16 protein-coding genes are annotated in these 17,004 nt (G+C 72.7%); 7 read left to right on the forward strand and 9 right to left on the reverse strand.

What is annotated here, in order from left to right; translation table 11 throughout:
* Positions 1-38: 38 nt before the first annotated feature.
* Both ACZ607_RS28510 and ACZ607_RS28515 read right to left on the reverse strand, forming a co-directional pair.
* Complete coding sequence (locus tag ACZ607_RS28510; protein ID WP_469739129.1) at positions 39-1,706, reverse strand: AMP-binding protein; 1,668 nt, start codon at positions 1,704-1,706, stop codon at positions 39-41.
* Positions 1,703-2,467, reverse strand: a complete 765-nt coding sequence (locus ACZ607_RS28515) for an SDR family oxidoreductase (RefSeq protein ID WP_469739130.1) — start codon at positions 2,465-2,467, stop codon at positions 1,703-1,705. The genes ACZ607_RS28510 and ACZ607_RS28515 overlap by 4 nt, the downstream gene beginning before the upstream one ends.
* Positions 2,468-2,639: 172 nt before the next feature.
* Between ACZ607_RS28515 and ACZ607_RS28520 the strand changes: the two genes are divergently transcribed.
* Complete coding sequence (locus ACZ607_RS28520) at positions 2,640-3,908, forward strand: exo-beta-N-acetylmuramidase NamZ family protein (RefSeq protein ID WP_469739132.1); 1,269 nt, start codon at positions 2,640-2,642, stop codon at positions 3,906-3,908.
* A 50-nt stretch (positions 3,909-3,958) separates the two neighbouring features.
* On the opposite strand, the gene ACZ607_RS28525 is transcribed toward ACZ607_RS28520, so the two are convergent.
* The gene (locus ACZ607_RS28525) at positions 3,959-6,787 is read right to left on the reverse strand and encodes a penicillin acylase family protein (protein ID WP_469739134.1); all 2,829 of its coding nucleotides are present in this window, start codon (positions 6,785-6,787) and stop codon (positions 3,959-3,961) included.
* 221 nt (positions 6,788-7,008) lie between these two features.
* Between ACZ607_RS28525 and ACZ607_RS28530 the strand changes: the two genes are divergently transcribed.
* Positions 7,009-7,620, forward strand: coding sequence for a hypothetical protein (locus ACZ607_RS28530; protein ID WP_469739135.1), 612 nt, complete (start codon positions 7,009-7,011; stop codon positions 7,618-7,620).
* Positions 7,621-7,702: 82 nt separating this feature from the next.
* Here the strand turns inward: ACZ607_RS28530 and soxR are convergent, their stop codons facing one another.
* Positions 7,703-8,176, reverse strand: coding sequence for a redox-sensitive transcriptional activator SoxR (gene soxR / locus ACZ607_RS28535; RefSeq protein ID WP_469739137.1), 474 nt, complete (start codon positions 8,174-8,176; stop codon positions 7,703-7,705).
* Between the two features lie 156 nt (positions 8,177-8,332).
* Between soxR and ACZ607_RS28540 the strand changes: the two genes are divergently transcribed.
* The gene (locus ACZ607_RS28540; RefSeq protein ID WP_124279564.1) at positions 8,333-8,794 is read left to right on the forward strand and encodes a MaoC family dehydratase; all 462 of its coding nucleotides are present in this window, start codon (positions 8,333-8,335) and stop codon (positions 8,792-8,794) included.
* A gap of 75 nt (positions 8,795-8,869) precedes the next feature.
* Here the strand turns inward: ACZ607_RS28540 and ACZ607_RS28545 are convergent, their stop codons facing one another.
* From ACZ607_RS28545 to ACZ607_RS28560, 4 genes are all read right to left on the reverse strand, one after another.
* Positions 8,870-9,499, reverse strand: coding sequence for a TetR/AcrR family transcriptional regulator (locus tag ACZ607_RS28545; protein WP_469739139.1), 630 nt, complete (start codon positions 9,497-9,499; stop codon positions 8,870-8,872).
* Between the two features lie 83 nt (positions 9,500-9,582).
* Positions 9,583-9,873 carry a YiaA/YiaB family inner membrane protein gene (locus tag ACZ607_RS28550; protein WP_382706229.1) on the reverse strand — a complete coding sequence of 97 codons (291 nt, stop codon included), beginning with the start codon at positions 9,871-9,873 and terminating at the stop codon, positions 9,583-9,585.
* Between the two features lie 92 nt (positions 9,874-9,965).
* Positions 9,966-10,979: a hypothetical protein gene (locus ACZ607_RS28555; RefSeq protein ID WP_469739141.1), complete on the reverse strand. Its 1,014-nt coding sequence runs from the start codon at positions 10,977-10,979 to the stop codon at positions 9,966-9,968.
* Positions 10,980-11,065: 86 nt separating this feature from the next.
* On the reverse strand, positions 11,066-12,217 hold the full coding sequence (locus tag ACZ607_RS28560) for an acyl-CoA dehydrogenase family protein (protein WP_469739143.1): 1,152 nt from the start codon (positions 12,215-12,217) through the stop codon (positions 11,066-11,068).
* A gap of 65 nt (positions 12,218-12,282) precedes the next feature.
* Here ACZ607_RS28560 and ACZ607_RS28565 point away from each other — a divergent pair, with 65 nt between their 5' ends.
* The 4 genes from ACZ607_RS28565 (at position 12,283) to ACZ607_RS28580 (ending at position 15,871) form a co-directional block, all read left to right on the forward strand.
* Positions 12,283-12,957 carry a TetR/AcrR family transcriptional regulator gene (locus ACZ607_RS28565; protein WP_469739146.1) on the forward strand — a complete coding sequence of 225 codons (675 nt, stop codon included), beginning with the start codon at positions 12,283-12,285 and terminating at the stop codon, positions 12,955-12,957.
* Between the two features lie 14 nt (positions 12,958-12,971).
* Positions 12,972-13,697 (forward strand): ArsR/SmtB family transcription factor, encoded by a 726-nt coding sequence (locus ACZ607_RS28570; protein WP_469739148.1) that lies wholly within the window; start codon positions 12,972-12,974, stop codon positions 13,695-13,697.
* Between the two features lie 44 nt (positions 13,698-13,741).
* A complete protein-coding gene (locus tag ACZ607_RS28575) occupies positions 13,742-14,734 on the forward strand; it encodes a DMT family transporter (protein WP_469739150.1) in 993 nt (330 codons plus the stop codon).
* Positions 14,735-14,881: 147 nt separating this feature from the next.
* The gene (locus ACZ607_RS28580; RefSeq protein ID WP_469739152.1) at positions 14,882-15,871 is read left to right on the forward strand and encodes an Acg family FMN-binding oxidoreductase; all 990 of its coding nucleotides are present in this window, start codon (positions 14,882-14,884) and stop codon (positions 15,869-15,871) included.
* Positions 15,872-15,921: 50 nt separating this feature from the next.
* On the opposite strand, the gene ACZ607_RS28585 is transcribed toward ACZ607_RS28580, so the two are convergent.
* On the reverse strand, positions 15,922-17,001 hold the full coding sequence (locus tag ACZ607_RS28585; protein WP_469739154.1) for a Zn-dependent alcohol dehydrogenase: 1,080 nt from the start codon (positions 16,999-17,001) through the stop codon (positions 15,922-15,924).
* Between the last annotated feature and the right edge of the window lie 3 nt (positions 17,002-17,004).

Raw genomic sequence — 17,004 nt, forward strand, 5'->3', positions numbered from 1 at the left:
TGCCGCCACCTGCCCTCTCGTACCGTGCGTGAACTGTTCTAACGGGGGGAACGCAGTTCCCGCCTGAGGATCTTCCCACTCGCCGTCTTCGGGAGCTCGGCCAGGATCTCGACTTCGCGCGGGTACTTGTAGGCGGCCAGCCGCTCCCTGCAGTACGCGCTGAGCTCGGCGGGCTCCGTCTCCGCGCCGGGCCGCAGGCTGACGTAGGCCCGTACGGTCTCCCCCCGGTAGGCGTCGGGGACGCCCACGACGGCCGCCTCCCGGACGGCGGGGTGGGTGTAGAGGACGTCCTCCACCTCGCGGGGCCAGACCTTGAAGCCGGAGGCGTTGATCATGTCCTTCTTGCGGTCGACGACGTAGAGCCAGCCCTGGGCGTCCATGAAGCCGATGTCCCCGGTGCGCAGTTCCCCGTCCGGGAAGGCGGCCTCGGTGGCCTCGGGCAGGTTCCAGTAGCCGGAGACGACCTGGGGGCCGCGTACGGCTATCTCGCCCTGCTCGCCGAAGGGGACGTCGTCGCCCCTCTCGTCGACGATGCGGACCACGGTGTCGGGTCCGGGGACGCCGACGGACAGGGTCCCGGAGACCGGGTCGACGGGCGCTTCGTGCTCCGGCGGTACGGAGGCGCAGGGCGCGGTGCACTCGGTGAGCCCGTAGCCGTTGCGGATGTAGGGGCCGAAGCCCTCGCGGAACTTCTCGACCAGCGCGGGCGGCAGCGGGGCGCCGCCCGAGGAGATCACCTTGAAGGAGGCGAAGTGCTCCCGGGTGACGTCCGGGTGCGCGGCGAGCGCCATGAAGGCGGTCGACGGGCCCACCGTGTAGGCGGGCCGGTGCTCGGCGAAGGCCTCCAGGACGACGCTCGCCTCGAAGCGGTACGCGAGGACCAGGGTGCCCGCGTTGGCGATACAGGCGGCGAGCTGGCACACCATGCCGGTGATGTGGAAGAGCGGGGCGAGCGCGAAGTAGGACGAGCCCTCCTCGATGGGGTGGCCGGCCCGCTGGCGCTCGGCGTTGACCATGATGTTGCCCTGGGAGTTCATGGCCCCCTTGGGGGTGCCGCTGGTCCCGGAGGTGTAGCTGATCAGGGCGGTGTCCGACGCGGTGAGCTCCCGGTCGCCGGGGGCGGGCAGTCCGCGCCGGGCCACCTCCACCAGGTCGCGGGCCCACGCGCCGGCGCCGGGCGCGGGGAGCCGCTCGAAGCCGAGCACCCGCGGGTCGTCGGCGGTCTGGAGGTCGAGCTCGCAGGCCGTGAGCGCGATCGTCACGCTCGGCGCGGCCTCGGCGGTGGCCCGCAGATAGGCCTCCCAGGCCCGGTCGGAGCAGATCAGCGCGGTCACCTCCGCGTCCTTCAGCACATGGCCGACCTCACCGGACTTGTACATCGGGTTGAGCGGGACGACGGTCGCGCCGGCCTTCCACGCCCCGAGCAGCGCCAGCACGAAGTGCGGGGTGTTCTGGAGCATGATCGCGACCCGGTCGCCGCGCCGCAGCCCCTCGGCGGCGAGGTGGCCGGCGACGGAGTCGGACAGCGTGTCCACGTCCCGGTAGGTGAGGCGCCCGTCGAAGTAGGCGAGGGCGGTGTGGTCCGGGGCCCGGCCGACGGCCGCGCGGAAGGCGTGCACCACGGTCTCGGCGGGGTGGACGGGGGCGAGCTGGGCCTCGCTGAGCAGGGCTGTCCAGGGCTTCGCCGCGTAGATCGACCCGTTCATGCTCCGGCCGCCTCCCACTTCTGCTGCAGGTGGTTCATGTTGCCGATCCACTGGTCGGGGTCCTTGGCACGGGCGCGGTAGTAGCCGCCCACCTCGGGGTGCGGCAGGACCAGGAAGCGGTCCTGCTCCATGGCGTCGAACAGGGCCTCGGCGACGGCCTCCGGCTCGATCGCGGTGGGGGCGAGCACCAGCTCACCCGCGGAGCCGGCCGCCGTGAGCATGTCCGTACGCACGCCCTGGGGGCAGATCGTGTGGACCTTGATCCCGCGGTGCCGGTAGGTCAGCGAGAGCCACTCGGCGAACGCGACGGCACCGTGCTTGGTCACGCTGTAGGGGGCCGCGCCGATCATGGTCAGCAGGCCGGCCGCCGAGGCGGTGGAGACGAAGCGGCCGCTGCCGCGCTCCAGCCAGTCGGGCAGCAGCGCCTTCGCCGCGCGGACGTGCGCCATCACGTTGACGTCCCAGGCCCGTGCCCAGACGTCCTCCTCGGCGAAGGCGTCCCCGCCCGAGGCGAGGCCGGCGTTGGCGCAGTAGACGTCCACCGTGCCGCCGAGCGCGTCGCGTGCGGCGTCCACGACGGTGGAGGCGTCGCCGGCCACCACCGTGCCGCCGATCTCCTCGGCCAGTGCCTCGACCCGGGCGGCATCCAGATCGTTGACGACGACCCGGGCGCCCTCCGCGGCGAATCTCCGGGCGAGGGCGGCCCCGATGCCGCCTCCGGCTCCCGTCACCACTACGCCAGCGCCCTGCACCGTACTCATCGGTCCCGCCTCTCTCAGCCGTCTTCCACGGCAGACTAACCAGTCGGTATGTGATCGGGGAAGGGGTCCGGGGCAGGACTGGGAATCTGCCCAGTCATGGGCGTTCCGTACGGCCGGTACCCGCGCTAGCGTGCGTGACCATGACGGTCGACGCGATCATGGAGGTAGCAGGATGACCCTGTCCAGGCGTGGTTTGCTGGCGGTCGGCGGTGCGATGGGAGCCCTCGCGACGACCGCCGCCGCACCGGGGACGGCCGCCGCGGCCGGCCGGGGGCACGGGGCCGGGCGGGGCGGGGTGCGTACCGGCTTCGAACGGCTGGCGGCCGACGGCTACCGGCTGCTGGCCGGGCAGAAGGTGGGGATCGTCACCAACCCGACCGGCATCACCACCGACGTGGAGCACATCGTCGACGTGATGCACCCGGACGACCGGGTGGACCTGACCGCGGTCTTCGGCCCGGAGCACGGCTTCCGGGGGACGGCGCAGGCCGGCGGTTCGGAGGGGCGGTACGACGACCCGGCGACCGGGCTGCCGGTCTACGACACGTATCTGAAGAGCGGGCAGCCGCTGGCCGACATCTTCACGGCGTCCGGTGTGGACACGGTGGTCTTCGACATCCAGGACGCCGGGGCGCGCTTCTACACGTACATCTGGACCCTGTACGACTGCATGGAGGCGGCCGCGCTCGCGGGCAAGCGGTTCGTCGTCCTGGACCGGCCGAACCCGGTCACCGGCCGGGCGGCGCTGGGGCCCGTGCTCGACCGTGCCTTCGCGTCCTTCGTGGGGCGCCGGGAGATCGCGCAGGCGCACGGGATGACGGTGGCGGAGCTCGCGCTGCTCTTCAACGCGGAGTTCCTGGGCGACCGGCCGGTGGAGCTGGACGTCGTCAAGATGTCCGGGTGGCGCCGTGACGACTTCTTCGACGCGACCGGCCTGCCGTGGGTGCCGCCGAGTCCCAACATGCCGACACCGGAGACGGCGGTGGTCTACTCCGGGACGTGCCTGTTCGAGGGGACGAACCTCTCCGAGGGCCGGGGCACCACACGGCCGTTCGAGCTGCTCGGCGCCGAGGGCGTCGACCACCGGTGGGCGGCCGCCGCGAACGCTCTGGAGCTGCCCGGGGTCGCCTTCCGCGAGGCGTACTTCGCGCCGACGTTCTCCAAGTTCGAGGGGAAGACGGTGGGCGGGGTGCAGGTGCACGTCCAGGACCGGAAGGTCTTCGACCCCGTACGCACCGGAATCGGCCTGCTGGTCACCGCGAAGCGGACGTGGAGCGGCTTCGCGTGGCGCGCGGACAACGCGATCGACCGGCTCTCGGGCAACACCCGGGTCCGCACGATGATCGACGCCGGCGCGGACACCGACGAGGTGGTGGGGGCCTGGGCGGCCGACCTCGCCGCGTTCCGGAAGGTGCGGCGGGAGTACCTGCTGTACCGGTGAGCGCGGGGCCCCTTCCGCCGGGTGCGGCGGAAGGGGCCCGTCGCCCGGCGTCAGCGGTGCGAGGGGAACTCCACGACCTGCTGGTACGTCGGCCGGTTCTGCCAGTGGATCGACTTCTGCGAGATCCCGCCCAGCGGACGGTGGACGATCGCGTCGGTGCACCACTGCTCACCGGCCTTGCAGCTGTCGTCACCCGGATAGACCTCGGTGGCGGGCACGGCGGCCGCCTCCTTCAGGGTGGCGAGCAGCGCGGAGCGGCAGGCGCTCAGGTCGCCGCCGCCGCAGTACGTCCTGGCCAGCGGCCCCTTGACGGGCTGTCCGAGGACCTGGCGCAGGTCCTTGTCGGCGAAGCCCCACCAGCCGTACTGGAAGGCGGAGCCGCTGTGCGCCCCGCTCGGCCCGTGGCTGGCGGCGGGGGACTCGTCGGTGGCCAGGCTCGCGGTGAACGCGTCGTAGAGACCGTCACCCAGACCGGGGCGGAACTCCGCCTCGACCAGCTTCGGCCACCACGCGTCCATGATCCGGACGGCGTCCGCGTGCGTGTACGTGTGCGAGCCCGGGCTCGTCTCCTTGCGCTGCGCCCCGGCGGCCCGCCAGGAGTCCAGCTGCTGGACCACGGCGTTCAGCGCCGGGTCGGTGACGGGCTGGGAGCGCAGCACCTTCAGGAGCTCGGGCAGCAGCTGCTCGCCGCGCAGGTCGGTGAGTGCCGCCTCCTCCATGGCGCGGGTGAGGGAGGCGCGGGTCACCCCGCCCTCCTCGACCAGTGCGGAGACCCGGTCGTCGAGCAGGTCGCCCCGGTGCACCGCGCCGAAGCCGAACTCGGCGGTGGAGTAGTCCACGGCCTGCCGGTTGTTCCAGGAGATGTAGTAGTCCTGGCCGCTGGAGTGCGGGTGCTCGGCGAACGGGGTGTAGTCGGTGGTGTTGGCCGCCGGGTCGTACCCCTTCCACTCGTACGCCTTCTCCGCCTTGACCGGCAGCGCGGCGTCCACCCCGGCCGCGCGCACGGGGTTCATGCCGCTGTTGTAGTAGGCGGTGGTGCGGGAGTCCGCGTAGAACCAGTTGAAGGCGTAGTCGATGTTGCTCGCCGCCTGCTGGAAGGAGGCCGCGTCCGTCACGTACGCCGGGTCGTTGAGCATCTGGAAGCCGATGATCGAGTCGGCCTCGTGGCGGTAGGTGGTGCGCAGCGAGGTGTACGCGACCGGCTTGCCGCCGACGGTGGCGCGGTGGGTGACGATGCCGTAGTCCGTGCGCCACACCTGCATCCGGTAGGACCCCTTGGCGGTGGAGTCGGCGACGGTGGGCTTCCAGGAGTTGGCGCGCTCCAGCTTCTCCATGGCCGTGCAGGCCCCGTCGACGCGGTAGTGCGTGGAGTCCTTGGTGGGCGCGGAGCCGTCGGGTTCGCAGAGCTCGACGGCGTACGTGTCGGTGATGTCCTGGGCCGCCGATGTGGCGCTCCAGGCGTAGTCCTGGCCGCGTCCCATCTGGATGTACATCCCGACTCCGGCGAAGGAGACGCCGCGGGCGCTGATGCCGGGGCCCTGGAGCTCCTGGAGCATCATCAGCTGCGGCGCGAAGTAGCCGGTCTGGGGGCCCATCACGGCGATCGGGTTGCCGCTGGCGGTGGCCTTGCCGGACACCAGCAGGGCGTTGGACATGCCCCGCTTCTGGGCGCCGTCACCGGATCCGGGGAGCGAGCCCTCGGGGATGACGCCGTCGTCGTACATGCCCTGGAGCGGCTTCAGCGCGTCCGGCGCGTCGACGGGGGCCTTCTTGTCCGTCCCGGCGGATCCGGTGCGGTCGTAGATCAGGGGTTCGGGAGTGACGGACCCCGCGTCGGGCAGGGCCGTGCCCCGGGCCTTGTCGGGCTTTCCGGCGTACGGGAACGAGGTGCCGTCGTGGATCGTGAGGACCGCCTCGGGGTCGTTGCGCTGGCGGAAGGACTCCCAGACGCGGGTGCCCTCCTCGACGCCGTACTTCTGCTGGGCGGCGAGCAGCGACAGCGCGGCCTGGACCTCACCGCCGCCACCCCCGCCGAACTGTCCGCCGACGACGGAGGCGATCGAGATCAGGTCGGTCAGTCCGAACGGCTGGATCTCGCCGATGTTCGTGATGGAGTCGATCTTCCCGGTGAGGACGTACTCGCCCGGGAAGTAGCGGCCCTTCTTGGACTTCTCGCGGTAGGCGTTGATCCCGTCGACGTAGGCCTGGGCGTCGGCCATCGCCTGCTCTCCACGGGCGCCCTCGGTGGTCCTGATCCGCTCGACCTGGGCCTGGAGGTCCGCCTCGGTGTACGGGGCCTGCGGCCAGAACTGCTGCTCCAGGCCCTGGTTGGCCAGCGCTCCGCCGGCGAACGAGGTCAGCTGGCCGCGTCCGATGTGCCGGAAGAGGTCCATCAGCCACAGCCGGTCCTGTCCGGCGGCGAAGCCTGCGCCGAACTCGGTGCCGTAGCGGGTGGTGCCCTTGATGTGCGGCACTCCGCTCTTCTTGTCCCGGGTGATCGTGACGTCCTCGCGCGGCTTCGTCACGGATTCGACCTGGTCGGCGGCGACCCCGAAGGAGGCGTCGTTGAAGAAGTCGGTCAGCTTCTGGTCGGTGAGGCCCGTATGCCCCGCGACCAGGCCGTTGTAGCGGTCGAGCTGGTCGTCGCTGTGGGCGGGGTGCGTGCCGAACGCCTTGTTGCCGAGGATCTCGACGAGGGTGGCGTTGCCGTTCTCGCCGGGCGGCAGGATGTCCGCGCACTGACTCGCGCAGTGGTCGGTGACGGCGAGGGGCTCGGGCTCCGCCGCTCCGGCGCCGGGCGCCGTGGCGAGCAGGGACGTACCGAGAGCGAGGACGGCCGCGACTGTGGCGGCTCTGAGCGTGCGGGTGCGTGGGGGCATGCGTGCTCCTCCGGGTGGCCGATGCGCCGGAGGTTACTGGCGGTACACCCCGTCCGTAAGATGAACATCAGTCACTTTTTCCGAATCACCACACCCCGGCACGCCGTCTCACAGGGGCCGTCTCGATCCGTGGACGTTTTTCACCCTTGGATGGAGCCGAATCGGGCAGTCGTACGTCCATCCCTTGACGCCGAAGTACGAGCGACGGAGGTGGCAGTGCCATGGCCGGTTTCCGGAGTCTTGCGAGACAGGTCCGCGATCCACGGGGCGATCTGGCCTTGCGGCGGTATTCGCTGCGCAAATGCCTGGAGAGATTCGCCCCGTACGGGCACCGGGCGACCTGGGATCATCTGTGCGCCCGGCACGGGATCGAGCCCGAGGACCGGGCCCCCGACCCGGCGCGGCTGATCCGCGCGCTGGAGGAACTGGAGGAGGCGCGGGCCGTCTGGCTCGCCTACGAGGCGGGGTTCGCCGAACGGCGGCGCCGTGAGAAGCACGACGGGCTGCGGCGGCCCGGCACATTCGACGACTGGCACCGGCGGACCTGGGGCGGGAACGGGATCGCGCACTGCGAGGACCCGGAGGTCCACCCCGGCGCACCCCTGGCCGAGGTACTGGGACGGCTGATCGCCGCCCTGGGCGCGAAGCCCGGCAGGGCGTGCCCGGTCTGCGCGGGGACCGGCATCATCTGGCGGCAGGACCTGGACCGTGAACCGTGGACCGGGCCGGTCTGCACCGGCTGCGGCATCGTGGTCCCCCGGCCCGTCCTGACGGCGAAGGCGCTGGCCGAGGCGAGAAGAGCACGGACGAGGGCCCTGGCGTCGGCGGCCTGAGGGCGCGCGTCGAGGGGACCCGCCGGGGCCGGGGTGCGCCGAGGGGCGCGCGTCGAGGGGACACGCCGGGGCCGGGGTGCGCTCAGGAGCGGCTCCCGGCTCCTCGCTCGGGCATGAGCCGCGATCCGGCCATCCGGTCGCCGGCCACGTCGTCCGGGTTGGACAGCACGCAGGTCTCCAGCGACAGGCATCCGCAGCCGATGCAGTCGGTGAGGTGGTCGCGGAGCCGCCCCAGCTGCTTGATGCGCTCGTCCAGCTCGGAGCGCCACGCCCGGGAGAGCCTGGCCCAGTCGTCGCGGTTCGGTGTGCGCTCCTCCGGCAGTTCGGCGAGCGCCTCCCGGATGGTGGCGAGCGGGATGCCCACCCGCTGTGCCGCCCGGACGAACGCCACCCGGCGCAGCGCGTCCCTGGTGTAGCGGCGCTGGTTGCCGCTGGTGCGGGTGCTGCTGATCAGGCCCTTGGTCTCGTAGAAGTGCAGGGCGGACACCGCGGCTCCGCTACGGGCGGAGAGCTGGCCGACGGTGAGTTCTTGGCATGTCTGCGGGATCTGTGGCACTCCCCCAACCCTAGTGGCCGCACCTCGGCCGCTGCCGCCGCTTCGAAAACCCGGCCGGTCCGTCGTTGACAGGGACGCGCGGCCCAACCATGCTGAGCAAGCGCTTAGACATCGCCCCCGGGGGCGACCGACCGCCGGAAGACAGGGACCACGAACATGGCAGAGCCGAAGATCTTCACGTCCGCACAGGAGCTGCGGGACGGGGTGGGCCAGGAGCTCGGTCACAGCGATTGGCTGGAGATCGACCAGAAGAGGATCGACCAGTTCGCCGAGGCCACGGGCGACCACCAGTGGATCCACGTGGACCCGGAGCGCGCGGCGGCGGGCCCCTTCGGCACGACCATCGCGCACGGGTATCTCACGCTGTCGCTGCTGCCGGTGCTCGTCCCCCAGATCCTCCAGGTCGAGAACGTGAAGATGGGCATCAACTACGGGACCAACAAGGTCCGTTTCCCCTCGACCGTCCCGGTGGGCTCGCGGCTGCGCGCCACGGCCGTGCTCAAGGACGTCGAGGAGGCGGGCGGCGGAGTACAGGTGACGGCGCTCGTCACCATCGAGCGCGAGGGCGGCGACAAGCCGGCGTGCGTCGCGGAGTCGGTGTCGCGCTACTACTTCTGATCCCTCCGGGGCGCGCGTGCGGGTGGCCGGGCCCACGGGGCCCGGCTGCACCGCCCGGCGGGGCGGCCCCCGGCGTCACCGCTCCGGGGCGGCGCCCACCATGCGCAGGACGAGGTCCGCGTAGAGGTCGCCGACCTCCTCGGGCGTCCTGCTGCCCTGGGCGTTGAACCAGCGCGCCACGTCGATGCAGAGGGACAGCACGGCGAGCGTGGTGCCGGGGACGTCCGGTACGTCGAACTCGCCGGCCCGGACGCCGTCGCCGATGATCCGGCGCACCGCGGCGTCGCTCCGCCTGCGCAGGGCGACGATCTCGGCGCGGTGCTCCTCACCGAGGGCCTCCAGCTCGTACTGGACGACCCGGGCCGTGGTGTGCCGCTCGGCGTGCCAGCTGACGAAGGACCGGACCGCGTCGGCGAGCCGCTCGGAAGCCGTGCCGCCCCGGTCCGCCGCCGTCTCCAGGAGGAGCAGGGCCCGGTCGTGGCCGATCCTGCTGATCCGGTGAAGCAGCTCTTCCTTGGTCTTGTAGTGGATGTAGAGCGCGGCGGGGCTCATCCCGGCCCGGCCGGCGATGTCACGGGTGGTGGTGGCGTGGTAGCCACGCTCCGCGAAGGCCTCGACGGCCGCGAGGAGCAGCCGCCTCGCCGCCTCGGGCGTGACCTCGCTCCACGGCGTGCTGTCGCCGTCGGTCTCCTCCGCCGTGCTCATCGCCACGTGCCCCTTTCCGCTGGCAGGACGAACACCATACCGCGAACCTGAGCAAGCGCTTAGAGCGCTCGGGGGCGGGATCGTCAGAGCTTCTGGAACGGGTCGTGCTCGGCGAGGATCTTCTCCAGCCTGGCCTGGTCGACCCGGCTGACGATCTGCCCCGCCTCCTGCCGGTCCCTGATGACCTTGGCGAGGGTGAAGCACGAGGTGACGAGATAGAGGACGCCGATGGCGAGGAAGGCCCGCACCCAGGCGTCCGCGTCGAGGAAGAAGATGCCGAGTGCCACCGCGCCCAGGGCGATACCGAAGGAGAGGACCGCCTGTCCGTAGAAGGCGGCGGTGCTCTGCTGCTTGACCGATGTCGTCTCACTCATGGGACACAGCATCCGGCGCGGCGCCGCACGCCGGTATCCGTCGGCGTACTCAGCCGGTACTCATCGGCGGCGGTTCGCGGGCCGGCGGTACGTCAGGGGGCCGGGCACCCGTGCCGGGCCCCCGAGGCCTTGGCGAAGGCCGCCAGCAGGCGCTCCGCGTCCTGGTGGCCGACCGTGGAGCGCACCCCCTTCTCGCGGTCCGGTCTCGGGAACTCCTCGAACTTGAAGTACGCGACCCACAGGGCGCCGTCGCAGAGATGGGACTTCATGACGGCACCCGTCACGCTGCCGGGATAGCGGCCGTCCAGGTACTTCTCCTGCTGCGCCGAGGGCCCGTAGTAGGCGGTCAGCCGGACATGGTGGTCCTCGTCCGGGAGCGTGACGGAGCACTCCTCGGTGAGCGCGCGCCCGGCGGGCTTCTCCGAGACCGTCGTGAGCCGCAGCCGGTCCGCGTCCCGCGGGCGGACGACGTCGCGGCAGGTGCCCTCCGCCTCCGCGACGGGGCGGGTCCTCCAGGGCGTACGGTCGACGGCCGAGGGGCGCTGCCCCAGCTCCCCCTCGCAGTCGAAGCGCTTCGCCGCGCGGCGGGCCGACTCGGTGGCGAACCGGGCCACCTGGAGCACCTGGGCGTCGGTGAGTTCCTCGATGTCCTGGTCCGCCTCGGCCAGCACGAGAAGGCCGTCACCGGGCAGCGCCGCGCAGTCGACGAGCACCCCGGCCTCCGCCTGGCGCGAGGCGGCGAAGGAGCCGTTCCAGCCGAATCCGATCGGCGTCGCCGAGGCGTTCTCCGCCGCACCGCTGGCCCGGTGGGCCGCCGCCGGACGTATGTTCAGCTTGAGCTGTACGCCGCCGGGCTTCTGGCCCCGGGCCCAGGCCGCGCAGAACTCGGTGTCCTGGCCCACCCATTCCGCGGTGTGGCCGGCGAACTCCAGCTCGGCGCCGCCGAAGAACGTCCCGGCCTCCTCGGCCGCCAGGGCTCCCCGGCAGGTGTCGGCCGGGACCTCGCCGGGGCCGTCGTCCGGGGAGCCGAACCCCCAGAGCAGCCCGCCGGCCACGAGCGCCAGGACGAGCGCTCCCCCTGCCGCCTTCACACGCCGTCCGGCCACGCTTCCCCCTCGCGTCCCCCGTCAAGATCCGGTCGAGGACGCTACCAGAGGGGTACGCGGCCGGTGCCGCCTCCCTGCCGGGCAGGTCAGAAGGCGGAGACGCCCGTCAGCGCCCGGCCGATGATCAGCTTCTGGATCTGGCTGGTGCCCTCGTACAGGGTCATCACACGGGCGTCCCTGACGAGCTTGCCGACGGGGTACTCGTCGATGTAGCCGTAACCGCCGAACACCTGGAGGGCGTTGTTCGCGGCGCGGACCGCCGCCTCGGAGGCGAAGAGCTTCGCCGTGGACGCCGCGGTGGCGAAGTCCTGGCCGCGGTCGATGAGGTCGGCGACGCGCCAGGTCAGCATGCGGGCGGCATCCACGTCCACGGAGATGTCGCTGATGAGCTCCTGGACGAGCTGGTAGCTCGCGATGGACTTGCCGAACTGCTCGCGCTCCCCCGCGTAGCGCACGGCGGCGTCCAGAGCGGCCTGCGCGATCCCGACGCAGCCCGCCGCGACCGACATCCGGCCCTTGGCCAGGGCGGACATGGCGATGGAGAAGCCCTTGCCCTCGGGGCCCATCAGGGTGGACGCGGGGACGCGGACGTCCTCCAGCACCAGTTCGGCGGTGGCCTGGCCGCGCAGCCCGAGCTTGCCGTGGACGGTGCGCCGGGTCAGGCCGGGGGTGTCGGCCGGGACCAGGAAGGCGGAGATGCCACGGTGCCCCGGGGTGTCGTTCGTGCGGGCGAACAGCAGGACGACATCGGCCCAGGTGCCGTTGGTGATGAACATCTTGGAGCCGTTGATGACGTAGTCGTCGCCGTCGCGCACGGCCTTGGTCGTCAGGTTGCCGGCGTCGGAGCCGGTGCCCGGCTCGGTGAGGCCGAAGCAGCCGATCGCCTCGCCCGCGGTGAGCCTCGGCAGCCACTGCCGCTTCTGCTCCTCGCTGCCCCAGGACGCGATGGTCTTGGCGACCAGGCCGAGCGAGACGGAGACGATGCCGCGCACCGAGGAGTCACCGCGGCCGAGCTCCTCGGTCACCAGGCAGTACGCGAGGTGGTCGCCGCCCGAGCCGCCGTACTCCTCCGGGATCGTCAGCCCGAGGAAGCCGAGGGCGCCCAGCTTCTTCACGATCGACTTGTCGACACTCTCGGCACGGTCCCACTCGACGACGTGCGGGGTGATCTCCCGTGCGACGAAGTCCTCGGCGAGCTGCCGGACGGCGTCCTGCTCCTCGCTCAGCTCCAGGTTCATCCTGTGACACCCCACTTTTAATTAGCACTGCTAGTTTAACGCTTGCAGGCCCTACTATGTGCCGCATGGCCCGACCGCGCAAGCCCCTCCTCAGCAGAGACCGCATCGTCGAGGCGGCGAGCGCGCTCGTCGACGCCGAAGGGCTGGAGGCCGTCTCGACCCGCCGGCTCGCCGCCGAGCTGGGGGTCAGCGGGCCCTCGCTCTACAACCACTTCCGGAACAAGGACGAGATCCTCGACGCGGTCGCCGACGCCGTCTCCGCGCAGGTCGATCTGTCGATGTTCGAGGAGTCCGACCCCCGCGACTGGTCCGCCGCCCTGCACGACTGGGCCCTCTCCTACCGGGCCGCGCTCGCCGCGCACCCGCACATCGTCCCGGTGCTCGCCCAGGGCCCCGGCCGCCGTCCGGCCGGTCTGCGGGTCGCCGACGCGGTCTTCGGGGCGATGGTCCGGGCCGGCTGGCCGCCCGCGCAGGCGACCTACATCGGCGCGCTGATGCGCTACTTCATCACCGGTTCGGCGCTCGGCTCCTTCGCCCGCGGTTTCGTGGACGACGAGACGGCGTACGACCCCGCCGACTATCCCCACCTCGGCCAGGCGCACCTGCTGGCCGACCGCCGTCAGCAGGTGGACGAGGGCGCCTTCGGGACCGGGCTGCGCGCGCTGCTGGACGGCCTCGCCCTCCAGTACGAGCAGACGACCGCCGGACGGACGGTTCGGCCCGCGCCGAACGGCGCCTGACGCATCCTGGACCCATGGCCCGTACGACACCGCACGATCCGGCCGCGCCGCGGCTCGCCGCGCTGGCGGCCCTGCTCGCCGACGAGACCCGCGCCTCCTTCTGCCTGGCCCTGCTCGACGGCCGGGCCTGGACGGCGGGCGAGCTGGCCCGGGGCGCGGGGGTGGCCCCCTCGACGGCCAGCGAGCACCTGGGGAAGCTGGTGGCCGGCGGCCTGCTGACCGAGGAGCGCCAGGGCCGCCACCGCTATCTGCGGCTCGCCGACGGGCGGATCGCGCAGCTGGTCGAGGAGCTGGCCGCCCACGCCCAGCCGGGGGTCCGTACGCCCCCGCGCACCCTGCGCGAGTCGAGCCTCCAGCACGCGCTGACCCGGGGACGTACGTGCTACGACCATCTCGCCGGGCTCCTCGGCATCCGCATCACCGACGCGATGACCGAGCGCGGGCTCCTGCGGCAGGACACCGGTTTCGCGCTGACCGAGGCCGGCCTCGACTGGTTCGGGGCGCTGGGCATCCCGCTGGGCACCGCCTCCCGGCGGCCGCTGGCGCGCGGCTGCCTGGACTGGACCGAGCGGCGCCAGCACCTGGCCGGTGTCTCGGGGGCGGCGCTGTGCCGTCATGCGCTGGACGCGGGCTGGTGCGAGCGGGTCGGGACGGGGCGGGCGGTGCGGGCGACCCCCGCCGGGGAGCGTGCCCTGTCGGAGCATCTGGGCATCGAGCCGGCGTCGCTCGCGGCGGGCTGACAATTCGGTGGGGGCCGAAGCGTTCCCGGCCTACCGTCGGGGCCATGACGACGACACCGACAGCGCGCCCGTCCGCGCCGTCCGCCTCCCGACGCGACTGGCGCGCCCCGGCCGCCGCGTGCACCACGGTCCTCCTCTGGGCCTCCGCCTTCGTCTCCATCCGCAGCGCGGGCGAGGCGTACTCACCGGGGGCGCTGGCCCTGGGCCGGCTCCTCGCGGGCACGCTGACGCTCGGCGCGATCCTGCTCGTACGCCGCGAGGGCCTGCCGTCCCGGGCCGCGTGGCCGGGCGTCATCGGCTCCGGGCTGCTCTGGTTCGGTCTGTACATGGTGGTGCTCAACTGGGGTGAGCAGCAGGTCGACGCGGGCACGGCGGCCATGATCGTGAACGTGGGACCGATCCTGATGGCGCTGCTCGGCGCCCGGCTGCTCGGTGAGGGACTCCCCCGCCGCCTCCTGACGGGCATGGCGGTCTCCTTCGCGGGGGCCGTCGTCGTGGGGCTCTCCATGTCGGGCCACGGGAGCTCCTCGGTGCTCGGCGTACTCCTGTGCCTGCTGGCCGCGCTGGCGTACGCGGGCGGGGTGGTCGTCCAGAAGCCCGCGCTGCGGCACGGGTCCCCGCTGCAGATCACCACGTTCGGCTGTCTGATCGGTACGGTCGCCTGCCTGCCGTTCACCGGCGTCCTGGTCTCCGAAGCCGCTGACGCCCCTGTCTCCGCCACTCTGAACATGGTCTATCTCGGGGTGTTCCCGACGGCGCTGGCCTTCACCACCTGGGCGTACGCCCTGGCCCGGACGACGGCGGGACGGATGGGCGCGACGACGTACGCGGTGCCCGCGCTGGTGGTGCTGATGTCCTGGCTGCTGCTCGGCGAGGTGCCGGCGCTGCTCACCGTCGGGGGCGGGCTGCTCTGCCTGGCGGGGGTCGCGGTCTCCCGGACCCGCTCGCGCCGCGCGCCGGTCCCCGGCGCCTCGGGTGACCCTGCGGCCGGGGATTCCCCTGCCCGAACCGCGCGGCCGGCTCCCGACCGGCCGTGAGGAGCGGCGCCGGAAGGGACGGAAGTCCCGCCCACGTGTGACACAGGTCTCTCACGGTTCGTGCTCCGGGGCCGCACGCTGGGAGATACGTCACACCGTGCGGACGCCCCGTCGCACGGCCGAACACGCGGGAGAGGTCACCCAGTCATGCAGCACACCGTCCACGCCCCGCTCAACACGTCGGAACAGCTGGTCGTGGCGGCCGCCGCGGCTGCCGCTCCGTCCGTGTTCAACACGCAGCCGTGGTCGTTCACCTTCGCCGACGCCGGACTGGAGGTGCGCGCCGATGCGGACGACGCCTCCCTGCCGACGGCGTCGGCCGCGCGGGACGTGCGTCTGTCGTGCGGGGCGGCGGTGTTCAACGCCCGGGTCGCGCTCGCCCGGCTGGGTCACGGGTCGAGGGTGTCGGTCCTGCCCGACGCGGCCGATCCGCTGCTCGTCGCGCGGGTCACCGTGACCGGCGAGGCCCCGGACCCGGCGCTGGACGAGCTGTACCGCTGGGTGGACAGCCGCCGTACGAACCGGTATCCCTTCCGCCCCGAGGGCATCCCCGCGGGCGTTCTGGCCCTGCTGCACGATGCCGCGGGGCACGAGGGGGCCACCCTCCGTCTCCTGGAGGGCGAGCCGGAGTACCAGCGGATGCTGACGTCGATACGGCTGGCGACGTGGACCGAGGACGAGTCGGTACGCGACGACCGGGACGCCCGGCTCACACCGGGCGCCGGAGGTCCGGCGCTCCCCGCCGGGAACCTCGGCCCCGTGCCCCGCCGCGAACTTCCCGACGACCCGCCCGTGCGCGACATGGCGGAGGGGCTCGACGTACCCGGACGCGGCAGCGCGGCCTTCGAGCCGCGTCCCGACCTGGCCGTCCTGGAGACGGCGGACGACGGACCTGCCTCCTGGATCGCGGCGGGCCAGGCGCTGCAGAGGCTTCTCCTGGAGGCCACCGGGCACGGCGTCGCCGCGTCGTTCGCCAACCAGCCCTTGGAGGACGCCGCCCTGCGCCCGGACGTGGCCGCCGGCGCCGCACATCACGGGCATCCGCAGATGGTGCTCCGCATGGGATACCCGACGGAGCAGCCCCCGGTGCCGCCGCGCCGGCCGCTGAGCGAGGTCGTACGCCCCGCAGGGGACTGATGTCATGGGTGCCGGGGGGGGCGGCCGCCTCCCCCGCACCGCCGGTACGGTCAGAAGACGACCAGCGCGCGGCCGCCCTTGCCCGCGATCATGTGGTCGAAGGCCTCCGGGATGCCGTCCAGCGCGATCCTCTCCGTGACCATCATGGAGAGGTCGAACCGTCCGGCGCGGATGTGCTCGGCGAGCACCGGCAGGTCGCGGGCCGGGTCGCTGTTCCCGTAGACGCAGCCGGTGAGGGAGCGGCCCCAGTGGAAGATCTCCAGGGCGTTGAAGGTCACCTGCTGGTCCTTGCCGCCGATGCCGACGACGGTGGTCCGGCCGCCGCGGCGGGTCGACTCCCAGGCCCCGCGGATCGTGGCGGGGCGGCCCACGCACTCCACGGCGACGTCCGCGCCCTGGCCGCCGGTGAGCTTGCGTACGGCGCGGGGTGTGGTGTCGGAGGCGACGACGTAGTCGGTGGCGCCGGCCCGGCGGGCGAGCTCCTCCTTCTCGGGTGACACGTCCACGGCGATGATCCTCGACGCCCCGGCGATGCGGGCGGACTGGAGGACGGCGAGGCCGACCCCGCCGATCCCGAACACGACGACGCTCTCGCCCTCACGCACCCGCGCGGAGTGGTGGACCGCCCCGTAGCCGGTGAGGACCGCGCAGCCGAGCAGCGCCGCGTCGTCGAGCGGGATGCCGGCCGGGGCGGGCAGCACGCAGTTCGCGGCGACGACGGTCTCCTGGGCGAAGGCCGCGACGTTCAGTCCCGGGTGGAGCTCGGTGCCGTCGGCCGTACGGGCGTGGACGTTCGCCGCGCCCTTGAGCGCGTCGGCGCAGAGCCAGACCTCGCCGATCCCGCAGTGGAAGCAGGCCCCGCAGGACGGCGCCCAGTTGAGGACGACCGGGTCGCCCGGGGCGACGTGGGTGACGCCCTCGCCGACGGAGAGCACCGTGCCGGCGCCCTCGTGGCCCAGGACCGCGGGGACCGGCAACCGCATGGTGCCGTTGGACAGGGACAGGTCGGAGTGGCAGACACCGGCGGCGGCGAGGCTGACGCTCACCTGGCCGGGGCCGGGCTCCGGGAGTGCGATGTCGGTGATCTCCAGGGGAGCTCCGACGGCGGGCAGTACGGCGGCGCGGACCACGAA

The organism is Streptomyces sp. NPDC104381 (assembly GCF_055583745.1).

Bases quoted from the DNA above. Each gene is read 5' to 3' on its own strand.
- ACZ607_RS28510 (WP_469739129.1), bottom strand. From the start codon at position 1,706: ATGAACGGGTCGATCTACGCGGCGAAGCCCTGGACAGCCCTGCTCAGC.
- ACZ607_RS28515 (WP_469739130.1), bottom strand. From the start codon at position 2,467: ATGAGTACGGTGCAGGGCGCTGGCGTAGTGGTGACGGGAGCCGGAGGC.
- ACZ607_RS28520 (WP_469739132.1), top strand. From the start codon at position 2,640: ATGACCCTGTCCAGGCGTGGTTTGCTGGCGGTCGGCGGTGCGATGGGA.
- ACZ607_RS28525 (WP_469739134.1), bottom strand. From the start codon at position 6,787: ATGCCCCCACGCACCCGCACGCTCAGAGCCGCCACAGTCGCGGCCGTC.
- ACZ607_RS28530 (WP_469739135.1), top strand. From the start codon at position 7,009: ATGGCCGGTTTCCGGAGTCTTGCGAGACAGGTCCGCGATCCACGGGGC.
- ACZ607_RS28540 (WP_124279564.1), top strand. From the start codon at position 8,333: ATGGCAGAGCCGAAGATCTTCACGTCCGCACAGGAGCTGCGGGACGGG.
- ACZ607_RS28545 (WP_469739139.1), bottom strand. From the start codon at position 9,499: ATGAGCACGGCGGAGGAGACCGACGGCGACAGCACGCCGTGGAGCGAG.
- ACZ607_RS28550 (WP_382706229.1), bottom strand. From the start codon at position 9,873: ATGAGTGAGACGACATCGGTCAAGCAGCAGAGCACCGCCGCCTTCTAC.
- ACZ607_RS28560 (WP_469739143.1), bottom strand. From the start codon at position 12,217: ATGAACCTGGAGCTGAGCGAGGAGCAGGACGCCGTCCGGCAGCTCGCC.
- ACZ607_RS28565 (WP_469739146.1), top strand. From the start codon at position 12,283: ATGGCCCGACCGCGCAAGCCCCTCCTCAGCAGAGACCGCATCGTCGAG.
- ACZ607_RS28570 (WP_469739148.1), top strand. From the start codon at position 12,972: ATGGCCCGTACGACACCGCACGATCCGGCCGCGCCGCGGCTCGCCGCG.
- ACZ607_RS28575 (WP_469739150.1), top strand. From the start codon at position 13,742: ATGACGACGACACCGACAGCGCGCCCGTCCGCGCCGTCCGCCTCCCGA.
- ACZ607_RS28580 (WP_469739152.1), top strand. From the start codon at position 14,882: ATGCAGCACACCGTCCACGCCCCGCTCAACACGTCGGAACAGCTGGTC.